This is a genomic window from Mesorhizobium oxytropidicola, from assembly GCF_056174625.1.
Genome location: NZ_CM149692.1, coordinates 3,005,892 through 3,027,467, shown reverse-complemented (window position 1 = coordinate 3,027,467; position 21,576 = coordinate 3,005,892). Strand labels below are relative to the sequence as shown.

Below are 21,576 nucleotides of genomic sequence, written 5' to 3'. Positions count from 1 at the left end.
ATGCATCTTTCTGTCAGGGTGGTGGGACGATTCCGCCGCCTGACGCTATCGGCGGCCGGAAACTTCAAGCCAACACCCCTTTGGACTTCCCTCGTTGCCAGTGTGGACATGAAACGGATGTTGAACCCGGGTCACCACACCAATGCTGCACGCCCTCCGCCGATTCTGGCGCGCAGAAGTCCATTTGCAAGGATTATGCCGGGCTAATATATCCATTTGCGGGTCAACAAGCCCCGGCATCGCCTCGTTTCGATACACATACGTTGGGAAGGTTGACCGATAGTGAAACAACCACGACGGTTGGAACAAATATTTTACAACCCGGATGCGACAATGGCTGGAATCGCGCCTGGCAAGCATATTGCAAGGCTGCGGTTTTAAGATGAGACAGCCTTCCTCAGCGGATCGAGCGGACCTGAAAGCGCCAGCAGACATGAAATCGGAACAGCCTTCCATCCTGATCCTGGGAACGCGCGGCATCCCCGCGGCCCATGGCGGCTTCGAAACCTTCGCCGAGAAGCTGGCGCTGTTTCTGGTCGGGCGCGGCTGGAAGGTCGGCGTCTACTGCCAGGACGAGGTGGAGCGGGTCGACCAGAGGGTGCGCCTCGACACATGGCGCGGCATCGACCTCATCCACGTCCAGGTCGCCTCGAAAGGCCCGCGCGCGACGCTGGAATTCGACTGGCAATGCGTGCTCGACGCCGCGCGCCGGCCCGGCGTCTGCCTCGTGCTCGGCTACAATGGCGCGGTCTTCCTGACCTGGCTCAGGCTGATGCGGCGCAAGATCATCACCAATATGGACGGCATCGAGTGGCGCCGCCCCAAATGGGGGCGCGCGGCGCGCACATGGTTCTGGCTCAACGAGTGGATCGGCGCCTGGGCCTCGCACCGCCTGGTCGCCGACCATCCAGTGATTGCCGATCACCTGGCGACGCGCCGGCCGCGCAGCGCCATCTCCACCATCGCCTATGGCGCCGACCCGGTGACGGCGGCCCCCGAGGCGCCGGTGCGCGCGCTCGGCCTCGAGCCTGGAAAATACCTGATCTCGATCGCGCGCATCGAGCCCGACAACAACATCCTGCCGATCGTCGAAGCCTTCTGCAGCCGCAAGCGCGACATGAAGCTGGTGGTGCTGGGCACGCTGTCCGACCAGATCCCCTATCATGTCGCGGTCCGCAAGGCGGCGAACGCCTCGGTGGTCCTGCCGGGCGCCATCTACGACCAGGCGGCGGTGAAGGCACTGAGATATCACGCGCGCGCCTATATGCATGGCCACACGGTCGGCGGCACCAACCCGTCGCTGGTCGAGGCGCTGGCCGCCGGCAACATGGTGATCGCGCACGACAATCCCTACAACAGGTGGGTCGCGGGTGCTGCCGCCATCCATTTCACCGACACGCAAAGCTGCGCCGAGCGCATGCAGCAGGCGATGGAGGACGACGCGCTGGTCAAGGCCTGCGGCGAAGCCGCCAGGACGCGCGCCCGCGAAGCCTTCCGCTGGGACGATGTGCTGCTTGCCTATGAGAACGAAGCCTACCGGCTTCTCGGCGTGAGCGCCCCAAGAACGGCCGCGATCGACCGCCCCTCGCCCGGCGCCGTATGACGGACTGGTCGCGACGGCGGCTTCTCGGCACCGCGCTGTCAACGGCGCTGGTGCCTGCCGCCGCTGCTCTGGCGCCGCTTTCCGTGCCATCCGCTCATGCCGCCGTCGGCGCATGGCCATTCCGCCGCGGTGTCAACGCCTGGCCCTGGTTTGCGCTGACGCGCGAATTTCCGGCACCGCGCACCGACTATGACTGGCCGCCCTTCCAGTCGCAGCGGCCGGTGCCAACCCCAGACGACCTCCGCCGGCTGCGCCAGACAGGGCTCGACTTCATCCGCCTGCCCGTCGATCCCGGCCCATTCCTGGCCGGAGACGCCACTACCCGCGGGCAAGTTGCTGGACATGCTGGATGCCGCTGTCAGCGCCACGCTCGACGCTGGTCTCGGCATCATCGTCAACGTCCAGGCCAATGGCGCCACCCACTACTGGAACCCCGATCGCATGGTCTCCAGCACCGAAGCACCCGAATTCGCGGCCTATCGCGGGCTGGTCGGCGAGCTTGCCGGCAGGCTGGACCGGTTCACGCCAGGCATGGTGGCGCTGGAACCGGTCAACGAACCGGCGCAATCCTGCGATTCCAACGTCTGGTCGCAAGTCCAGGCGTCCCTGCTGACGGCGGCCAGGGCGTCATCCCGGACCTTGCCGCTGGTCGTCACCGGCGGCTGCGGCTCGATGGTGAGGGGGCTCTTGGCACTCGATCCGGCGCCGCTGGCTGCCTTCGAGCCGATCCTGTTCACCTTCCACTTCTATGAGCCCTATCTGTTCAGCCATCAGGGCGCGCCGTGGATGCGCGAGCCGGTCTATCACGCGCTGAACAACGTGCCATGGCCGGCCTCCGCCGGTTCGCTTGAGCAGACGCTGACCTCCGTCAAGGCACGCATGGCCGGGGATACCGAGACCTCCGAAGCCGACAAGAAGGCCGCCTATGCGGAAACCGAGCGCGTGCTGAAAGTCTATTTCGACGCTAAGCCCGACCGCTGGTTCATCGACAAATATCTCAGCCAGGCGCGCGACTGGGCCGACAGAAACGGCATCGCGCCGCAGCGCGTCATCATGGGCGAATTCGGCGCCCTGCGCACCGACGCCCACTATGTCGCCGCGCCAAACCCCGACCGCGCCCGCTACATATCAGATGTCAGGCAGAGCGCCGAGGCGGCCGGCTTCCCCTGGGCCTTCTGGGACCTCTTCGACGGCATGGGCATGATGGACGGCACCACGCGCGCGCTGGACCCGGCGATGGTAGAGGCGCTTGGGTTGAGGATGCCGCAGTAGGCACCGCTCCATACAGGCTATCGTCGAGTTCCTTCGCGCCCCCCTCTGTCCTGCCGGACATCTCCCCCACAAGGGGGGAGATCGAACACGCGCCGGCTTTCGCCAATCGCCTATGCTGCAAGGGAGAGCCGGCGCCGAAACTGCCAATCTCCCCCCAAGTGGGGGAGATGCCCGGCAGGGCAGAGGGGGGCGCCGTAGAGCGCTACCTGCTGAAGCCTGGTAACTCCAGTCTCCCCGGTCCGGTCCGAATGGACAACCTCCCGAAAGCTCACACTTTAGAGCAGCCCGCCGCCCCTCAAAACACCATCTTCACCCCGACATTGGTGTCGATGCTGGCATTGTTGTTCAAGGCCGTGCCGTTGATGGCGCCGTAGAGCGAGACGGTGTCGGTCATCTTCCAGTTGCCACCAAGACCAAAGCTGATGCCGAAGAGGTTGCTGTCGCCTTCCGCCACTGTCGAGGCGATGCCGAGAAGGCTGACATCCGTGCCCGAGCCCTGGACGCGCTGCAGGGCGACGACACCGAGGGTGGTGGAGAGGCTCCAGCGCTCATTGTCGAATTCAAGCTTGGCCAGCGCCCGCTCCTCCAGGAAGCCGGTATAGTGCGAGGACACCGTCATGTCGGCGCTGGAGCCGGTTTCGCCGTAGCCCTCGGCGTCGACGCCGAGATAGCGGACGCGCAGTTGCGGCGTCAGGCTGACGCCGGGCTGCAGGGCGACCCGATAGCCAAGGGCGAGTTCAGGCGAGACGAAAGTCGAGCCATAGTCGCCGCTGGCCGTTTCCGTGGCGAGGCCGTTGGTGACCATGCGCTCGGAACGGTTCTTGGCATAGCCGCCAGTAACATTCCCCTCGACAAAGGCGGCACCGGGCGACCAGCTGCCATAGAGCCCTGCATAGTACCATTTGGACTTGAGCGAGGAATTGCCGTCGGTCTCGGTGCGGCTGTCCGCGAGACCGAAGAAGCCGCCGAGGCGCAGCGTGTCCGAGAAGCGATGATCGCCGCCGAAGGCAGCGCCGACGAAATTCATCCAGGAGGCTGCGCTGGCCGCGTCCTGCGAAGCGACGCTCCGCCCGGCCAGGACGCGCGACCAGACGATGTTGCCGGCGGCGTCGCCGACGGCGCCGTTCGAGAAGCCCGAGAACGCGTTTTCCTGGCCTGAGCCGGTCAGCGCCGCGGAGGTAAATGCCCTGTCGACGGCATTGTCGTCGGCATAGGCGAGCGCACCGCCGGAGGAACTGGCAACCGGCAGGGAGGAGGACGACAGCGACAGGGCGTCGCTGGCGATGCCCGAGAGCGAGCGGGTGATGTCGAGCGCGCTGCGCGCGCTGGCCTGCACCGCGGAACCATCGGCGACGATGATCTGGTTTTCCTTCACGACATAGGCGCTGCCGGCGGTGACGATCGCGTTGTCCGCGGCATCGTAGTTGGCGACGTCGAGGACCCAGCTGCCACGGCCGAAGCGGGTGGTGTTGCCGGTGGTGCCGGCATAGTCGATGACACCATCGAAGCGAGCGCCCTTGTCCAGGCCGATGCTATTGCCGTTGCTGTTCAACAGGACCGCCGCGTTGGCACCGGAGATCAGGCCGCTATTGGTCAGCGCGAGCATGCCATTGGCGTAGATTCCGGAATCGGAACCGGCGATGGTCCCCGAATTGTCGATCGTCGTCGTGGCAGCCAGCGAATAGACGCCGTGCAAGCCGGTGATCGTGCCGCTGTTGGTCAATGCCAGGGACCCATTGGCGGCCGCGGAATTAGCAGAGATGGCATCGTCATTCGTGCCGGTAATGCTCCCCGAATTGCTGATCGTCGTGGTTGCGAATCGCGAATAGACGCCGGAGTTCGTTGGTGATCGTGCCGCTGTTGGTCAACGCCAGAGACGCATTGGCGGGTGCGTAGGCGGCAAAGACGCCAAAGCCACCCGTACCGGCGATCGTCCCCGAATTGTCGATCGTCGTGGTGACCTGCGAAAAGACGCCGGACGGGCCAGTGATCGTGCCGCTGTTGGTCAGCGCCAGGGACGCGTTGGCGACCAAGTTGTAAGTTTCGATGCCATAGGTCGCGCCGGCGATCGTGCCGGAATTGGCGATCGTTGTCGTTGCCAGCGAGACGACGCCGATGTCGCCGGTGATCGAGCCGCTGTTGGTCAATACCAGGGACGCGTCGGCGGCAGCGTCTTCCGCATACACGCCATACGCCTGGCCGAACGTGCCGGATATGGTCCCGGAATTGTCGATCGTCGTCGTGGCGAGCCGCGAATGGACACCGTACGCGCCGGTGATCGTGCCGCTGTTGGTCACCGTCAGAGATGCGTCGGCGGCCGCGTTTTCGGCATAAACGCCGGCATCGTAGACGCCGGTGATCGTGCCCGAATTGCCGATCGTCGTTTTGTCGACCAGCGAATCGACACCGTACTCGCCGGTGATCGTGCCGCTCTTGCCGTTGGTCAACGCCAGGGACGCGTTGGCGGCCGGGCTGTCCGCGTAGACGCCAGCGCCCCCCGTGCTGGTGATGCTTCCCGAATTGTCGATCGTCGTCGTGACGACCTGCGAGGAAACGCCGAATGTTGCGGTGATCGTGCCGCTGTTGGTCAACGCCAGGGACGTGTTGGCGTCGGTGCCGTCGGCGACGATGCCCGTGCCATAGACGCCTGAGTTGTAGATGTTGCCCGAATTGGTGATCTTCGTGGTGACGCCGTGGGCCGCGACACCATTCCAATTGCCCGAGTTGCCGATGGCGGAGATCCAGCCCGAATTGTCGAGTGTCAGGTCGCCGCCGGTCCAAATAGCCGCCGAAGCGCCCGAAATCGTGCCGGAATTGACAATAGTCGCACCGACAGTGGTGAAACCGTTGAAGACCGTATAGACTCCGATGTCGCCGCCGATCGTGCCGGTATTGGTCAGGCTGAAAGAGCCGACCGGCGTGTTTTTTATGTAGACTTCGGCGTGGATCCCATAGCCGCTGTCGCTCCAGATGCGCCCCGAATTCGTGATCACGGTGGTTCCGCCCCAGGCCCTGACAGCCGTGCTGTTGGTCGATGGGTCGGTGTCCGTGACGATGTCGCCCGAATTGTCCAGGGTCAGGTCGCCGATGGCCCTGAGGGCGAAGTAGCCGCCCGAGATCGTGCCGGAATTGGTCGCCTTCACCGTGTAGCCGTCGATGCCGAATGCCTGCCCCGCCATGATCCCTGTGTTCGTCAGGTCAAGGTAGTGGTCCCCATCGAGGGCGTACGCGCCTTCGATCCTGCCATCGTTGACGATCGCAGTGATGCCGCCAGAGCCCACGTTTATGGCTCCGCTCGATCCAAAGATGGTGGCGCCCAAGCGATTGGTCAGGGTCAGCGTTCCTTGCAACCGTATTGCCGAGGAGCCGTTGATCGAGCCGGCATTGTCGATCGTGGTGGTGTCGGTGCTCGCCGTATCCCGAACGCTGCCGATCATGCCCGTATTGGTGTTGGTCAGGTCGACAACGCCGCTCGTGCTGACAAGGCAGATCGCCGTCGCATTGGTGTAGGTCTGGTTGCTGAGGGACAACTGGGGGCAACTGGCTCGCGCCACCGCGGGCGCGGCGAGGAGCGCGAGGATCGATGCGGAGGCGAGGAGAAACGGCTTCATCTTCACTGGGCGGGTCTCGATGGCTGGAACCAAATTGCCCCACCCTTGCCATGAATCCTTTGCGCAATCTTCTCATTCCAGAGAGCCGCGTCCGACTTTTTCTGGGAGGACTTTTGCGACTAAGTGCCTGGTATCCATGTCGCGAAGATCAGATGAGGCAACGGTCCAAACCTGGCGTGTTGCGCTTGACAATGGCCGCTGGGAGAAGCGCTGGCGCGGCCGATTTCCCATGGGCGTTCTGGGACCTCTTCGACGGCATGGGCATGATGGACGACACCACGCGCGCTGGGCCCGGCTATGGTCGAAGCGCTTGGGTTGAGGATGCCCGCAGTAGGTCGCCTTCCGGGTGCGGTCGAGTTCCTTGTCGCCCCCCTCTGTCCTGCCGGACATCTCCCCTCAAGGGGGGAGATTGGCAGTTTTGGCGCCGGCTCGTCCTTTACAACATAGGCGATTGGCGAAGGCCATGCGGCATCCGATCTCCCCCCTTGAGGGGGAGATGCCCGGTAGGGCAGAGGGGGGCCTCGTAGAGCGCTAGCTTCGCCCGGCTTGCGCCCCTCGCCCCACACCCCTTGCCGGCCGATACAGCACCAGCGCGATCACCACGAATTTGGTCATCAGCGTCGTCTTCGAGGCAAGGCTCTCGGAGGTGTTGAGCAGGATCAGCCAGCCCAGCATCGTCAGCCAGATGCCGGAATGGCAGCGGCGCGCCACTTCGTGCATGAACAGGGCGAAGCCGACAAACAACAGCAAGGTGAAGAAGGCGCCCTGGTAGAGGACCAGGCGGATGATCGGGTTCTCGATGCCTTGCTCGAGACCACTGATGCGGCGCAGGCTTTCGATAAGGTCGATGTCCGGCCCGACGATCAGGTCGCGCAGTTCCACATGGTTGAACAGCTCGAACATCTCGACGCGGGCATTGGCGCTGCCACTGTCCGACACGAAGCGCTCCAGCAGCGCGTCGAAGAAACCGAATGACGCCGCGACCGCGATGACCACCGGCACCAGCGCGGCAAGGATGAGGCCGAGGGCCGCGCCAAGCAGGTTGACACGCCCCGTGCGCAGGCTACGCAGGCCCTGGATAAGCAAGTAGCAACCGCCGAGCACGATCGTCGTCACCATCGCGGACCGGCCGCCAAACGCGACCAGCGCCGCGAATTGCAGGCCGATCAGCCCGAGCCGCACTGGCATGGACAGCGATCGCGAACCGGAGAGCAGCGCCAGCACATAGACCGAGGTGACCGTGGCATTGGACAGCGGATGCCCCTGAAGCGCCGTCGAGCGCAGGTCGGCCATGAACACCTCGCCGTCGAGGCGATAGGGAAAGATCAGCGTCTTGCTGGCGAACTCGAACAAAGCGAGCAAAGCGTTCACGGTCATGATCGCATGCACGACTGTCTGCATCCGAGCGAATGTCTTCTCGTCGTCCTCGCCCAGCATCATCACCAGCAGCGCCGGCGCCACGAAGGTGTCGATCATGCCGGCCATGCCGGGGCGTTGGCGCGCGATGACGACGACCAGCAGCACGATCGACATGACCGCCATCAGCGTGCTGGCCGGCCGCCGGTCGGCGACGGCAACCATATAGCCGATCGGATTGCCGAAGGTGCAGGCGCGCCAGGCAAACACCAGCACGAGCAGGTAGGTCGAAGGATGGATCTTGGTCGCCGGATTGCCGGTCAGGCCATCGTAATTGTAGCCCACCAGCCACAGCATGCCGCCGGAGATGCCGAACAGCAACGCCACCGTTGCGACCAGGCCAAAGCTGGTCAGCCAGTCGACGGAGCTGCCCGGGCGGACAGCGACTTGACCCGAACCGGCCCAGCCGGCTGCCGGGTTGGTGGCCCGGACAGCAGCCATGTCAGGCCGCCTCGTCGACCAGCAAGGCGCCGGTCGGCAACCGCCCCATGACGGAAATGGCCTGCGAGGCCGCCGTGACGTCGGCCATCGGCGTCGAGTTGAGCGTCGCGACCATGACGATCTCGTCGACCATGGCGACCAGCGGCGAGGCGTTGAGATTGTCGGCCAGCGCGCCGCCGTCGACGACGACGAGGTCGAAGTTGCGGCCCGCCTGAGCCAGCATATGCTGCGTGAAATAGACGCCCTGCGCCTCGGAGAAGACGGCCGTCTGCCGGCCCCTGCCCAGAACCGCGACATTGCTGCCGGCCGTGTAGTGGCTCAGCGCCTCGAAGGCGTATTCGCCGCGCAGCACGTCGAGGAGACCGGGCTGCGGCTCCTTCTTGCCGCCGCTGGCAGTGGTGTCGATGAACAGGACACGGCTGCCCCTGGCAGCCGCGGCATTGGCGAGCAGGCGTGCCACCCGGCCCCGATGCGCGGCGTCTTCCGGCGGCGACGTCAGCAGGACGGACGGCACCAGCGGCCAGTTCGGCGGACGCCGGCTGGAGGCGAACAGGCGCCGCAGCGCCAGGCCCGCGACCGCGTCGGTCTTCTGTCCGGCCGCGGCGGTGGCGCCGCCGAAAGGCCACCAGCGGCGGCCACCGCCCGACCTTGCCGGCAGCACGCCAAACACCGGCGCGTCGATGGCCGATTGCATCTGCGCGCTGGAAAGCACGGTCGGCGAGGAATATTCCGCGATCAGCGCCAGCGCGGTGCCCAGCCCCAGCCCGCCGAAGAGGGCGCCGAACAGCAGCAGCGGCAAAGGCGGCCAGCTCTTCTTCAAGGCGGGCATGGCCTCGGAGATGATGCGCGCATTGGTGCTGTCGACATTGATCTGCTCGCGCGTTTCCTGCGCCCGCTGCAGATAGGTGGCATAGACGGAGCGCACGGCTTCGAGATCGCGCTGCAATTCGCGCAGCTTGACCGAGGCCTGGTCGGTGTCGAGCGACTTGCTCTTCATGCCGGCGACCTTGGCTTCCAGCGCCTGCTGGTTGGCCAGCGCCCGCTCGTAATCGGTCTCGGCGGCGGCGCCGATGCGGCCGAGTTCGCGCGCGATGAGCGCGCGCGTGTCGCGCAGCTGCTGCTGGGCGGCGATCATCGAGGGGTGGCGCGGCCCGAGTTCCGTGCCGAGCTGCGAAACCTGGTCGACGAGCGTCGCCTCCTGCGCCCTAAGGCTCGAAATCACCGACGAGCGCATCGCTTCCGAGGTCGCATCAGGCGCGCCGCCGGACCGGCGCAGCTGGTCGACCTGCGCCTTCAGCGCCGCGGTGCGGCTTTGCGCGGCCGAGAGCTGCGTGTTGATCTCGGTCAGTTCCTGGTCGCTGACCAGGTTGCCCGCCGCCATCACCATGTTGTTGGCGGATTTGTAGGCCTCGACGGCGTTCTCGGCTTTCTGCACGCGCTTGCGCTGTTCGTCCAGCCGCGCGGTGATGGAATCGGAAGCATCCGTGGCCATCTTGGCGCGCGCGCTCGCGTGGTCGGCGAGATAGGCTTGCGCGATGGCATTGGCGAGCTTCGCCGCCTTGTCGGCGCTCTTGGCGGTGACGATCACGTCGAGGACCAGCACCTTGTCGGCCCGCTTCACCGCCAGCACCCGGCGCAGCGCATCGAGTGTCTTGCCCGTCCTGTCGGTTTCGGCCGACCCCGAGCCCAGCACGCCGCCGAGCAAGCGGCTCAACAACCCGCCCTGCCCGTTGAATTCCGGATCCTCGGTCAGCTTGGTTGCCTCGATGGCCTTGAGCAGCACGCCCGTCGACTGGACGACGCTGACCTGGCTTTCCACCATGGTAATGCCGCCATCGGGCGGAACGCGGCTCGGATTGACGTCGTTGGTGACCACCTGCAGGTCTTGCGGATCGATGATGATTTCCGCCACCGAGCTGTACAGCGCCGGCGTCAGCAAGCCATAGGCCAGCGTCACAAGGGTCAGCAGCGCGGCGGTGGCGAAGATCAGGAAACGGCGGCGCACCAATATGCGCTTCAGGTCACCCAGCTCGACGGTCGAGGATGCATAGGACGCCGTCGGCACTGGCTCCGGGGCAGCATATTGCATCGCCTCAGGAGCGTTTTGTTGCGGCAACGAGAGCAGGGATGATTGCAAAGGTCGCTCCGACAACACTCCATGTGCCCCAAAAGAATAAATTGCGGCCTCAGCCTAGCTATTCCTTCAACTGTTAAAACACTGTTAATTATGTTGAGAGCTCGTCTGATTTTCGGCTGGGAGTTTACGCATTTTTGGCACGGAGTTTGCGTAATATTAGGCACAGGCGCTGATACGGGCGCGAGCGAGCAGGAGACGAATGGAAATGGGGCAGCACTCGAGTCCAGCCCTCCCGTGCCGCCATCTCCCCTGCCCTGATATCGAACACCGGCCAGATACCGAACATCAAAACGCCAGGGGTGCGACATGCAAGTGAGCCTGCGCCTGGACAGCGAGTGCGTCCGTGCTTTTCACCTGCTGTTGCTGCAGCGGCTGGCGGCACTGGCGCAGGTCGAGATGTCCGTCGACGCCAGGCCTGCCGGGGGCGGCATTCCCAGCAGCGTCGCGGCATTGTTCCAGCTTGAGACGGTCCTCCATGGCCTGCCGGCGGAGGGGCTCGCCAAGCGGCTGCCGCTGTCGGCGCTGGCGCCCTACCGCACGCAGCCGCCCGCCTCTCCGGACCTGGTGATCGACCTCTGCGGCGATGTGAGCTCGGAAGGAACGCGCGTCTGGCGCGTCACCTATGACGGCGCCGCCGGCGAAGTGGCCCTGCTGGCGCTGATCCTCGACGGCCGCACGCCGATTGCCCGCATCGAGGAGAACGGCGCCACCGTCGCCGAAGGACGCCTGGGCACCGAATATGGCGGCATCGCGCTCGCAGCCTTCCAGGACATGCTGGCGCGCACCGCAAGCCTGATCGTCGCGGCAATGACCGGCGCGGCGCGGACCCTGCCCTTGCTGCCTGAGCCGGCGCAAGCCGGAGGGTCGCCGCAGATACCCTCGCCCACCAAGCTCGGCATCAGGGCGGGCAAGGCGCTGGCGCGGCGCGTCGTCCAGAAGATCTACCACCTCTGCTACAACGCCCCGCACTGGAAGGTCGGCTGGCGCCAGACCAATGGCCGCGACCTGTTCGACCTGCGCGCGCATCCGGCAACGGGCTGGCAGGTGCTGCCCGACGACGGCAGCCGCTTCTACGCCGATCCGTTCCCGATCCTATACCAGGGACAGGTGACGCTGTTCGTGGAGGACTATATCCACCGTCTGGGCCGGGCCATCATCTCCGCCGTGCCTTTCGGTCCATCGGGACCGATCGGACGTCCCGAACCGGTGCTCGACCTGCCCTATCACCTTTCCTACCCCTTCGTCTTCGAGCGCGACGGCGAGGTCTGGATGGTGCCGGAAAGCTGCGCCAACCGCACCGTCGACCTCTACCGCGCCACCGCCTTCCCCGGCGGCTGGGTCAAGGAAGCGACGCTCTTGTCCGACGTCGTCGCCAGCGACGCCACCTTGGTCGAGCATGGCGAACGCTGGTGGCTGTTCGCCACCGTCCGCGACGGCGGCGGCGCCTTCTCCGACGCGCTGCATCTGTGGTCGGCGCCGGATTTTCGCGGGCCGTGGACGCCGCATCCCAAAAATCCCGTGCTGGTCGACATCGCCTCGGCGCGGCCGGCCGGCCGCATGGTCGAACGCAACGGCCAATTGCTGCGTCCGGTGCAGGATTGCCGCAGGAGTTATGGCGCCGCCCTTGGCATCGCACGCGTCGCTCACCTTGATTTGAACGGCATGGAGCAGGTCGTCGAGACCATCTTAACTCCTGGCGCGCTATGGAATGGGCGCAAGCTGCACACGCTCAACGAGGCGGGCGGCCTGGAATTCATCGATGGCTCGGCGATCGCGCCGCGCTGGAAACAACAGGTCCGCCGTTAAGGTAAACAAGTGTTACTACCGGGCACGCGCATGGGTTGCTTGAGGTTGATAAAGGGCTGGAAGATATTTTCCACCACAGATTGTGGAGAGAAACATGACCAGCAGAAAGGGCAGTGACATGACCCCCGCTGAGCCTGCCCCGGCTGAAGTCGACGTGGCGATCATTGGCGCCGGAATGGCTGGCACCACCTTGGCAACGGTCTTGGGAAACGCCGGCCGCAAGGTGGCGCTGATCGACCCGCACCGCACCCATCACGACGAGTTCCGGGCCGAGAAGATCGGCGCGAACCAGATGCGACTGTTCGAGAAGCTCGGTCTCGACAAGATGGTCATGCCTCTCGTCACCCCGTTTACCGACATCGATGTCTTCCGCCTCGGTCAATTCTTCGCACGTGAAAAGAAGTGGGAATACGCGTTCTCCTACGGCGCGCTGATCAATGGCCTGCGCGATGCCTTGCCGTCGCAGGTACCGCTGACGGTCGGCAAGGTAACCGAGGTCTCGACCGGACCGGACCGGCAGCGGCTCGTGCTGGCCGACGGCACCGTCATCAATGCCCGCCTGCTGGTGGTGGCCACCGGCTACAGCGAATTGGTTCGGCGCGCCATCGGTGTCGAGCGCATCGAACTGTCGAAGGCGCATTCGCTGTCGATGGGATTCGACCTCGCCATTGCGCCGCGTGATTGCGCCTATCGGGCCGTCACCTGCTACGGCAAGCGGGCCTCGGACCGCGTCGCCTATCTCACCGTCTTTCCCATCGGCGACAGGATGCGGGCGAACATGTTCGTCTATCGCACCGTCGCCGACCAGTGGACGCGGGATTTCCGCGCCGATCCGCAAAAGATGCTTTGCGAACTGATGCCGGAAATAGCGGCGCAGTGCGGCAATTTCGAAGTGGCGAGTCCCGTCGAGGTCAGGCAGGTCAATCTGACCACGACGCAAGGCCATCGTCGCGACGGGGTTGTCTTCATTGGCGATGCATTCGTGACGACATGCCCGACGCCGGGCGTCGGCATCGGGCGGGTCATGATCGATGTCGATCAGCTCCATTCGGTTCACATTCCGCGCTGGCTCGAAACACCAGGCATGGCGGCGGACAAGATCGGCGCTTTCTACGACGACCCGGTCAAGGTGGCTTCGGATGAGGAAGGCATGCGTGTAAGCGTCTACGCCAAGCAGATCACCACCGAAACCGGGCTGGAATGGCGCGTGCGGCGCCTGCGCAACAACACGGCGCGGCAGCTGATGATCATCGGCCGCAAGGTGCGCCATTTGGGACCGCGGCGGGAGCCCGGAATGGCGTGAGGGTCCTCCCACTCTCTTCCCGCCATCGAAGGCAGAGGCGTCCTCCCTTCTCCTCCCCCCGAGGAGAAGGGAAGCGCCTACCTTGTCTCGGGACGCCGGCCTCGCAGGATTTAGGTTCCTCGCTCCATGGAATGGGCTACGGCATGCACACATTTCCAAGCGGCTGGTCTTTGGCGATGGCGTGCATGGCAGCTTGGCGCATGCATTGTCTTATGCTGCGCTCGTCGACCCCCACTCCGTCTCGGCTTTGCCGAGCCACCTGCCGGGGCGAGCCACGGGTCTCGCCCGTCCTTCGGACCCCCCGATCGACGGGGGAGAGGAAGGGCGCCAAGCTCTTGCCGTCAACGCTCGTCCAGCAAAGCTCCCTTCCTTTCCCTCCGGAGGGGGGAAAGGTGGCGCTGCGAAGCAGCGACGGATTGGGGGAACCACGTGGCAATCAAGCCTCGGGCTGATCAGTCACGCCAATCACACAAGAATGCATAGCGGAGATGAAATGGAGGAGAGGTGGCTCGGCCTTCCCCCTCACCCCAACTGCAGCCCGGCCTTCCTCGCCGCCTCGCGCAGGAACGGCAACCCTACACCGATCACATCGTCGGGATTCTCCGCCACCGGCCGCCACACGGCGAGGCCGCCGGCGATGTCGACGTCGACATGGTTCATGCTTTCGAGCGTAATCGCCCCGGTGTAGCCGATGTCGGCGATGGCCTTCATGCAGGCCGCCCAGTTGAGCATGCCGCGCCCAGGCACGCCGCGATTGGCTTCCGAGACGTGGACATAGCCGAGATAGGGCGCCGCCGCCCGGAAACCGACCTCGAAACTCTCCTCCTCGATATGCATGTGATAGGTGTCGAGGTGGATGAAGATGTTGTCGGCGCCGACGCGCTCGATGATGCGCGTGGCGTCGATGCCGCGGTTGATCAGATGCGTCTCGTAGCGGTTGCAGGGCTCGATGCCGAGCTTCAGCCCATGCGCCTTGGCGGCCTTGGCCGCGCGCACCAGGAAGCGGCACATGCCGTCGATCTCTTCTTCGGTCGGCGCGCGTCCGGATGTCTTGCCGATCGTGCCATAGGTGACGCCGCCCAGCGCCCTGCTGCCCACCGCTTCGCAGACGCCAAAGGCCGGTTCGAGAAAGGCCAGCGCCTCGTCCGGCCGTACTGCCACGTCAAGTGAAGCCGGCAGGCCAAGCGACGGAATAAGCTCGACATTCCACTTCTCAGCGAAAGCCCGCGTGCGCAGAGTGTCGATCTCTTCCGGACGCAGCAGCGGGATTTCGAGCAGGCCGATGCCGAGCCCCTTCAGCCGCTCCATCTGCGGCTCGATCAGGTCGAGGTCCCAGACCGGGGCAATGGCGAAAGTGTGCAGTCCAAAGGTGTTCATTTCAGCCTCTCTGTTCGTGGGCCGCCGCGGCGCTGGTGTCGCCACCGCCGACGATGCGGCCGACGACTTCGTTCATATTGGTTTTCGCCGTGGTGAGATTGGCCTCGGCGCGACCATGGCGCAGCACCACGATGCGGTCCGTGACCGCCAGCACGTCGTTCAGCCGGTGCGAGATCAGGATGACGGCAATGCCTTCCGATTTCAGCCGGCGGATCAGGTCGAGCACGCTCTGCACCTCGCGCACGGCGAGCGCCGCCGTCGGCTCGTCCATGATGACCAGCTTGGGATTGAAGGTCAGTGCGCGGGCAATCGCCACCGTCTGCTGCTGGCCGCCGGAGAACGAGCCGACCGAGCGGTTGATCGACGGCAGATGCGCGCCGAGCCGCTCGATCATCTTTGCCGCCTGGCGGTCCATCTCGGCCTTGTCGACAAACCATGGAAACAGGCCGAACAGCTTCTTCACCGGTTCGCGGCCGAGGAAGATGTTGGCGGCCACGTCCTGCTGCTTGGCCAGTGACAGGTCCTGGTAGATCATCTCGATGCCGAGCTGGCGCCGCTGGCCGGGATCGAGCGGCAAGATATCCCGGCCGTCGAGCTGGATGGAGCCGGAATCGGCGCGATAAATGCCGGTGATGGTCTTCATCAACGTCGACTTGCCGGCGCCATTGTCGCCGACCAGGCCGATCACCTCGCCGGCCTCGACCGAGAGGTCGACGCCATGCAGCACGTCGACCGCGCCAAAACTCTTGCGGATGCCGTTGAGGACAAGGAGGGTCATACGCGTGACTCCTTGCGCACCTGGTACTGGTCGATGAAGACGGCCAGGATCAGCACCGCGCCAATCGCCATCTGCTGGTAATAGGATTGCACGGCAAGCAGCGTCAGCCCGTTCTGCAGCACGCCCATGATCAGCGCACCGATCATGGTGCCGAGGATCGAGGCGCGGCCGCCGAACAGATTGGTGCCGCCGATGATCGCCGCGGTGATTGATGGCTGTCAGCTCGTAATTGATGCCGGCGGTCGGATCGCCGGCATTGACGCGGGCGGTGAACAACAGCCCGGCAAGACCGGCGAGCGCGCCCGACAGCGTGTAGATGATGCGGCGGTGGTGTTCGACGCGGATGCCGGCGGCGCGTGCGGCACCCTCGCTGTCGCCGAGCGCCAGCGTGTGGCGGCCAAAGCGCGTATAGGCGAGCAGGCAGTGCGCGACAACAGCCGTCAGCACCAAAAGGATGACCGGCATCGGCACGCCGAACGGCCGGCCCTGGCCGATATAGACGATTTCGGGCGGCAGGCCGTAGATCGCCCTGCCCTGCGATATGACCAGCGCCAGCCCGCGTGCCAGGCCCAGCATGCCGAGCGTGACGATGAAGGCCGGCACGAAGGCGCGGGTGACCAGTTGGCCATTGATGTAGCCGGCAATGCCGCCGGCGAGGATGCAGGCGAGAACCGCCAGCGGCGACCACCAGCCAAGATTGACTGCGACGAAAGCGCCGGCGACGCCGGACAGGCCCATCACCGAGCCGAGCGACAGATCGAGCCCACCCGAGCCGATGACGAAAGTGGCGGCGATCGCCAGCACGCCGATCGTCGAGGTCGCGAGCAGGATGTTGAGGAAATTGCTCAGCGACAGGAAATACGGCGACAGCACCGCCATGACAGCGCTGAGCGCCACCAGCACCAGCAGCGATTCCAGCCTGATATGAAGCCGTTCGACGGATGCACGCTGCACCCGGGACCAGAATGACATTTGGTTGCACCTTTAAAGAGGGCAATAGGGGAGTAGGGGAGTAGGGGAGTAGGTTAAGAGCGGGAGGCATTCTGAAGTAAAGGCGTTTGCCGCCTACATCCTCTTCCCTACTCCCCTACTGACCTACTCCCCTACTCCCTTCCCTTCCTACTTGACGTACTCCAGCATCGGCTCCTTGCCGGCGTCGATGACCTCTTTGGTCAGCACCAGGGTCGGCACGGCGATGCTGTCTTCGACCTTCTCTCCGGCCAGCGCCTTCTTGACGTTTTCGACCGCCTGCTTGCCGACGAGGTAGGGCAGCTGCGCCACGGATGCATTGAGCCGGCCTTCCTTGATCGACTTCACCGCATCGGAATTGCCGTCGACGCCGATGATGGTCACCTGCGGACCCTTGCCGGCGGCGTAGACGGATTCCACGGCGCCCAGCGCCATGCCGTCATTGGCGCAGAAGATGGCGACGAGGTCGGGATGCGCCGTCAGCGTGTCGGTAGCGATCGATGCGGCCTTGCCGCGATCCCAGTCACCCGGCAGCGAGGCAACGATCTCCAGGCCGGGCGCCAGTTCCTTCAGCTTGTCGGCAAAACCCTTGGCGCGTTTCTCGCCGGTGATGTTGCCCGACAGGCCCTCGATCACCAGCACCGGACCCTTGGCGTCCTTGCCGAGCTTGGAGACGAGATATTCGGCGCCTTGCGCGCCGGCGGCATTGTTGTCGGAGCCGATATGGAAGGTGACCTTGATGCCTTCCTTGTCGAGCACCGCCTGGTCGAGATTGTTGTCGAGGTCGACGATCTTGACGCCGGCCTCCTGCGCCACCTTCAGGCAGGGCAGAAGGTTGGTCGAGTTGATGGCCGCGGTGATCATCGCCGCCGGCTTGCGCTCCAGCATGGTGTTGCACAGGTTCAGCTGCGGCTCGGCCGCCTGGTCGCTCTCGGCCGCCTGCTCGAAGATCTTGACGCCGGCGCCCTTGGCCCCGGCCTCGACGCCCTGGCTCATCGCGCCCCAGAACGGGTTGGCCAGCGTCTTCATCAGCACGCCGTATTCGGCGTCGTCAGCCCTCGCCGAATTCGCGGCGCACAGCGCCATGGCGACGCCAAAAGCGAGAGTAAATCGATTTATCTTCGGGATGAACGAGGTCATCTGTTTCTCCTCCTGTTGATGTCTGATGCCGCGAGCCGTGGCCAGGCGCAGCGCTACTGCGTCGACAATGGGGGCTATTGTCGGTTTCCTCCCCCGGAATGCGGGCCGCTGCCTGGCGAGCCAACGGATTCCCGCATCAAAACCCGGCAAGGTTCGAGCCGCGCTCTCGGCGGGCCCTCCTCGCCTTCAATCCTGGCAAACAGCGCCTCCATGGCGTGGCCTGCGATCTGGCGCACCGGCTGCACCACGGCGGCGATGGCCGGCCAGGTCACCTGCATCCATTCGGCATCGTCGAAGCCGACCAGCGAAATATCGTTGGGGCAATGCCAGCCGCGGCGGCGGAATTCCGACAGCGCCACCAGCGTGCCCTTGAGGAACAGCGAATAGACCGCCGTCGGGCGCCCGCTCCCACCCTTCCTTTCGCCCTTGTCAAAATAGTCGCGCAACTGCGCCCTGAGCGGTTCGACATCGGTTTCGGCAAGCACGACATCGATGCGCACATCCGGCGCCAGGTGCAGCGCGGTGGCGCGAAACCCGTCAAGGCGGGCGCGCACCGTCGCCGCCTGTTCGCCAAGGCCGACCACCAATATATGGCGATGGCCCTTGCCGATCAGTTGGCCCGCCACTTCGGCGCTGGCGGCAGCACTGTCGGCCGACACCGTGTCGAAGGCGTCGTCGGACAGCACGCGGTCGATCAGCACGCCGGTCATGCCATTGGCCTTCATGAAGGCGGCCGCCGGGCCATGCTCGTTGCGCACCGGCGCCAGCACCACGCCGGCTACCCGCCAGTCATGCATGCGGGCGAGGATCTCCGTTTCGCGTGCTTCCGATTCACGGCTCGACGCCGCCACCAGCGTGTAGCCGCGCTGTTCGGCGAGGCTTTCGAGCTGGGTGACCATCTGGCCGAAGAACTCGCTTTCGAATTCCGGCATGATGGCGCCGATGATGCGGCGCTTGGCCCGGCGCATGTCCGAGGCCAGCGGATCGACGCGATAACCAAGCTGTTCGATGGCATCCAGGACGCGTTGCGCATTCTCGGGCTTGACCGTGGTGACGCCGGCCATGACCTTGGAGACGGTGGCGGCGGATACGCCGGCACGGCTTGCCACGTCGTGGATCGACGCACGCCGCTGCTGGTCCTGCCTATGCGCCATTGTTCCTCCTCCCGAGGCGCGGACAGAGGCATTTTCCGTCCGCTGACGAAATGAGTAAATCGATTTTTCGCAGTTGTAAATCGGTTCACCGGCGGTATTTTAACCGCCGAGCCGCATATCACCCGAAACTGTAGAACGGTTTTGGGATAACGAGGTGGGCAAAGCAAAATTGCGCGGCAGCGTCGCGCCGGGAGGAATCGTCATGCCAAACAAGACCTTGCCGCTGGTCATCAGCGCGCCGGAACCGCGCTCGCTGGAGCTGATCTTCACGCCGCCGCAGCTGGCGTGCTTCAAGGCGAAATACCGCATCGTCGAAACCACGCCCGATGGCGTCGCCAAGCTGCCGGCCGATGTGCTGGCGGAAGCCCGCTACATCGTCGGCCAGCCGCCGATCTCGCCGGAAACGCTGGCTGAGATGAAAGCGCTACGCTGCGTCTTCAATGTCGAGTCCAACCTGCTCAACAACATGCCTTACGAGACGCTGTTCGCCCGCGGCATCCATGTTGTCACCACCGGTCTCGTCTTTGCCGAGCCGGTGGCCGAGCTTGGCCTTGCCATGGCGCTCAACCTTGTCCGCAATATCGTCGACGCCGACCTCGCCTTCCGCAAGGGCGAGGAATTGTGGGGCGGCGACGGCAATCTGACGGCGCGGCTGCTTTCGGGCGCCGATGTCGGCATCATCGGCTTCGGCGATCTCGGCCGCGCGCTGAACCGGCTGCTCACCGGCTTCCGCACCCGCACCAAAGTCTTCGATCCCTGGCTGCCGCCATCGATCCTGATCGACAATGGCGTCGAGCCGGCCTCGCTGGATGAGGTGCTGACGCAGAGCGACTTCGTCTTCGTCGTTGCTTCGGTGACCTCCGAGAACCAGGGCTTTCTCGGCGCGGACGCCTTTGCCTCGATGCGCAAAGGCGCTGCCTTCATCCTGCTCAGCCGCGCCGGCGTCGTCGATTTCCCCGCCTTGATGGCGGCGGTGAAGAGCGGCCACATCGTCGCCGCCAGCGACGTCTTCCCCGAGGAGCCGCTGGCGGGCGACCATCCGGTTCGCACCCTGCCCGGCTTCCTGCGCTCGGCCCACCGCGCCGGCGCGCTCGACATTGCCTTCAAGCGCATGGGCGACATGGTGCTGGAAGACATGGACCTGATCGACCGCGGCCTGCCGCCGCTGCGCTCCAAGCGCGCCGAGCGCGAGACGGTGTCGCGCATGCGCTCCAAGCCGGTGGACCGGAACTGACGGAAGGCGGCCGTTTCGCTGGTTTGTCCGTGGCTGGAGAAGCCCCGCACACCATACACAGGCTCACACCCGCGATGGCCGCGCCATGACCGTGTTGGCGGTTGGCGGTCAGGCAATTGCACTATTGCTAATTTAGTGACAACTTAACTAAAGGATGCTGGCATAGGACGGATTCCAACCCACGGGTTGGAAATGGAGGTGGAAAGCGACATGTACTTTCCGCAATTTCTGGTCGGGATGTCTGCAACGACCATCGGCGTTGCGATCTGGGCTTATTTGGCGACCGGGTCGATCTGGGCGACCCTTGGCTGGTTCGTGCTGACGCTGGTCATCCTGCAGGCCGGTTACTTCGGCCTGGTCGTTCGCCTGCTGTTCAGGCGATCATCGAAACCATCGGACGCACGCTCGGCGACAGATTCGACAAGCATGGTCGACATGGTGCTGGAAGACATGAACCTGATCGACCGCGGCCTGCAGCCGCTGCACTCCAAGCCCGCCGAGCGCGAGACGGCGTCGCGCATGCGCTCCAAGCCGATGGACAAGAACTGATGGAAGAGCGGAAAGACGCGTCGGCATTGCGCCGCCCTGCTCGCGCGCTTGACAATGAGTCGGCATGCAACGACCCTCAGCCATTCGAACGGGCGGAGGACTCGAATGCGAAAGACCTATGACAAGCCGACATTCGTCAAACGGCAGAAACTGTCGGCGGTGACAGCGCAGGAAGCGGTCTCGGGCGGCCCAATCGGCCCGGCCGGTTAGTTTCTCGATTTTGAGTGATTGGAGACCTTCCGGCAGGCATCGAAGATCTGCGGCTTCAGACATAGACGAGGTCTTGCGACCTCGCGCGGGGAGAACTGGACAATCCGCAAGCCTCGAAAGCCCTCGCACCGAGATGGTGGGCTTCCTGTCGTGATGGAACGATCATCTCGCTGACAGGTTTTGCAAACGGCCGGGCGGTGGGACGCCCGGCCTACTCCAGAAGGCCCGTCACGATTCGCGTCGGTGGCGGGCCTTTTCGTTTGGCGCCTCCCCACGAGGAGCGGAACTTTCCAAACAAAGCGACGTTGGTCTCCGCAACAATCCGCGAAAGGAAATCCCATGGGAAGCACCAGCGATAAGGCCTCGGGTCTCGCCAATCAGGCCGTCGGAAAGGCCAAGGAAGGTGTCGGCAAGGCCGTCGGCAATGACCGCCTGCGCGCCGAAGGCGCGGCACAGGAAGCCAAGGGCAAGGTCCAGAAGGCCGTCGGCGACGCCAAGTCCGCCGTCAAGGACGCGACCAACAAGACCGCCGCCGCGATCAACAAGAACCTCTGAGGGTTCTTCACTCTTTAAAGA

At 64.7% G+C, this 21,576-nt stretch carries 14 protein-coding genes and 2 pseudogenes; 8 read left to right on the top strand and 8 right to left on the bottom strand.

Features of this window, described 5'->3' with window-relative positions:
* Nucleotides 1-433: 433 nt before the first annotated feature.
* Nucleotides 434-1,603 (top strand): DUF1972 domain-containing protein, encoded by a 1,170-nt coding sequence (locus AC0V8S_RS15115; protein ID WP_475438179.1) that lies wholly within the window; start codon nt 434-436, stop codon nt 1,601-1,603.
* Nucleotides 1,600-2,875: pseudogene (locus tag AC0V8S_RS15110) on the top strand (glycoside hydrolase family 5 protein). The gene AC0V8S_RS15115 and the pseudogene AC0V8S_RS15110 overlap by 4 nt, the downstream one beginning before the upstream one ends.
* A gap of 295 nt (nt 2,876-3,170) precedes the next feature.
* Here the strand turns inward: AC0V8S_RS15110 and AC0V8S_RS15105 are convergent.
* The 4 genes from AC0V8S_RS15105 to AC0V8S_RS15090 all read right to left on the bottom strand — a co-directional run bounded on the left by AC0V8S_RS15105 (nt 3,171) and on the right by AC0V8S_RS15090 (nt 10,432).
* Nucleotides 3,171-4,598, bottom strand: a complete 1,428-nt coding sequence (locus tag AC0V8S_RS15105; RefSeq protein WP_475438178.1) for an autotransporter domain-containing protein — start codon at nt 4,596-4,598, stop codon at nt 3,171-3,173.
* 46 nt (nt 4,599-4,644) lie between these two features.
* Nucleotides 4,645-6,486 (bottom strand): beta strand repeat-containing protein, encoded by a 1,842-nt coding sequence (locus AC0V8S_RS15100; RefSeq protein ID WP_475438177.1) that lies wholly within the window; start codon nt 6,484-6,486, stop codon nt 4,645-4,647.
* Between the two features lie 531 nt (nt 6,487-7,017).
* Complete coding sequence (locus tag AC0V8S_RS15095; protein ID WP_475438176.1) at nt 7,018-8,343, bottom strand: VpsF family polysaccharide biosynthesis protein; 1,326 nt, start codon at nt 8,341-8,343, stop codon at nt 7,018-7,020.
* 1 nt (nt 8,344) lies between these two features.
* Nucleotides 8,345-10,432 carry a GumC family protein gene (locus tag AC0V8S_RS15090; RefSeq protein WP_475438175.1) on the bottom strand — a complete coding sequence of 696 codons (2,088 nt, stop codon included), beginning with the start codon at nt 10,430-10,432 and terminating at the stop codon, nt 8,345-8,347.
* A gap of 354 nt (nt 10,433-10,786) precedes the next feature.
* On the opposite strand from AC0V8S_RS15090, the gene AC0V8S_RS15085 reads away from it, so the two are divergent.
* Complete coding sequence (locus tag AC0V8S_RS15085) at nt 10,787-12,286, top strand: glucosamine inositolphosphorylceramide transferase family protein (protein ID WP_475438174.1); 1,500 nt, start codon at nt 10,787-10,789, stop codon at nt 12,284-12,286.
* A 94-nt stretch (nt 12,287-12,380) separates the two neighbouring features.
* Nucleotides 12,381-13,589, top strand: a complete 1,209-nt coding sequence (locus AC0V8S_RS15080; protein ID WP_475438173.1) for an FAD-dependent oxidoreductase — start codon at nt 12,381-12,383, stop codon at nt 13,587-13,589.
* A 522-nt stretch (nt 13,590-14,111) separates the two neighbouring features.
* Here AC0V8S_RS15080 and AC0V8S_RS15075 read toward each other — a convergent pair.
* The 4 genes from AC0V8S_RS15075 to AC0V8S_RS15060 all read right to left on the bottom strand — a co-directional run bounded on the left by AC0V8S_RS15075 (nt 14,112) and on the right by AC0V8S_RS15060 (nt 19,007).
* Nucleotides 14,112-14,966 (bottom strand): sugar phosphate isomerase/epimerase family protein, encoded by an 855-nt coding sequence (locus AC0V8S_RS15075; protein WP_475438172.1) that lies wholly within the window; start codon nt 14,964-14,966, stop codon nt 14,112-14,114.
* Between the two features lies 1 nt (nt 14,967).
* A complete protein-coding gene (locus AC0V8S_RS15070; RefSeq protein WP_475438171.1) occupies nt 14,968-16,716 on the bottom strand; it encodes an ATP-binding cassette domain-containing protein in 1,749 nt (582 codons plus the stop codon).
* 147 nt (nt 16,717-16,863) lie between these two features.
* Nucleotides 16,864-17,853 carry a sugar ABC transporter substrate-binding protein gene (locus AC0V8S_RS15065; protein ID WP_475438170.1) on the bottom strand — a complete coding sequence of 330 codons (990 nt, stop codon included), beginning with the start codon at nt 17,851-17,853 and terminating at the stop codon, nt 16,864-16,866.
* 74 nt (nt 17,854-17,927) lie between these two features.
* Nucleotides 17,928-19,007 (bottom strand): LacI family DNA-binding transcriptional regulator, encoded by a 1,080-nt coding sequence (locus tag AC0V8S_RS15060; RefSeq protein WP_475438169.1) that lies wholly within the window; start codon nt 19,005-19,007, stop codon nt 17,928-17,930.
* Between the two features lie 202 nt (nt 19,008-19,209).
* Here AC0V8S_RS15060 and AC0V8S_RS15055 point away from each other — a divergent pair, with 202 nt between their 5' ends.
* From AC0V8S_RS15055 to AC0V8S_RS15040, 4 genes and pseudogenes are all read left to right on the top strand, one after another.
* The gene (locus AC0V8S_RS15055) at nt 19,210-20,241 is read left to right on the top strand and encodes a hydroxyacid dehydrogenase (protein ID WP_475438168.1); all 1,032 of its coding nucleotides are present in this window, start codon (nt 19,210-19,212) and stop codon (nt 20,239-20,241) included.
* Nucleotides 20,242-20,667: 426 nt separating this feature from the next.
* Nucleotides 20,668-20,790: pseudogene (locus AC0V8S_RS15050) on the top strand (hydroxyacid dehydrogenase); the annotation flags it as partial.
* Nucleotides 20,791-20,895: 105 nt separating this feature from the next.
* Nucleotides 20,896-21,000, top strand: coding sequence for a putative RiPP precursor (locus tag AC0V8S_RS15045; protein WP_183461646.1), 105 nt, complete (start codon nt 20,896-20,898; stop codon nt 20,998-21,000).
* 339 nt (nt 21,001-21,339) lie between these two features.
* Complete coding sequence (locus tag AC0V8S_RS15040; protein ID WP_019859538.1) at nt 21,340-21,555, top strand: CsbD family protein; 216 nt, start codon at nt 21,340-21,342, stop codon at nt 21,553-21,555.
* Nucleotides 21,556-21,576 lie beyond the last annotated feature (21 nt).

Coding starts and splice junctions, on each gene's coding strand:
- AC0V8S_RS15115 (WP_475438179.1), top strand. CDS start 434: ATGAAATCGGAACAGCCTTCCATCCTGATCCTGGGAACGCGCGGCATC.
- AC0V8S_RS15100 (WP_475438177.1), bottom strand. CDS start 6,486: ATGAAGCCGTTTCTCCTCGCCTCCGCATCGATCCTCGCGCTCCTCGCC.
- AC0V8S_RS15095 (WP_475438176.1), bottom strand. CDS start 8,343: ATGGCTGCTGTCCGGGCCACCAACCCGGCAGCCGGCTGGGCCGGTTCG.
- AC0V8S_RS15090 (WP_475438175.1), bottom strand. CDS start 10,432: ATGCAATATGCTGCCCCGGAGCCAGTGCCGACGGCGTCCTATGCATCC.
- AC0V8S_RS15085 (WP_475438174.1), top strand. CDS start 10,787: ATGCAAGTGAGCCTGCGCCTGGACAGCGAGTGCGTCCGTGCTTTTCAC.
- AC0V8S_RS15080 (WP_475438173.1), top strand. CDS start 12,381: ATGACCAGCAGAAAGGGCAGTGACATGACCCCCGCTGAGCCTGCCCCG.
- AC0V8S_RS15075 (WP_475438172.1), bottom strand. CDS start 14,966: ATGAACACCTTTGGACTGCACACTTTCGCCATTGCCCCGGTCTGGGAC.
- AC0V8S_RS15070 (WP_475438171.1), bottom strand. CDS start 16,716: ATGTCATTCTGGTCCCGGGTGCAGCGTGCATCCGTCGAACGGCTTCAT.
- AC0V8S_RS15065 (WP_475438170.1), bottom strand. CDS start 17,853: ATGACCTCGTTCATCCCGAAGATAAATCGATTTACTCTCGCTTTTGGC.
- AC0V8S_RS15060 (WP_475438169.1), bottom strand. CDS start 19,007: ATGGCGCATAGGCAGGACCAGCAGCGGCGTGCGTCGATCCACGACGTG.
- AC0V8S_RS15055 (WP_475438168.1), top strand. CDS start 19,210: ATGCCAAACAAGACCTTGCCGCTGGTCATCAGCGCGCCGGAACCGCGC.
- AC0V8S_RS15045 (WP_183461646.1), top strand. CDS start 20,896: ATGCGAAAGACCTATGACAAGCCGACATTCGTCAAACGGCAGAAACTG.
- AC0V8S_RS15040 (WP_019859538.1), top strand. CDS start 21,340: ATGGGAAGCACCAGCGATAAGGCCTCGGGTCTCGCCAATCAGGCCGTC.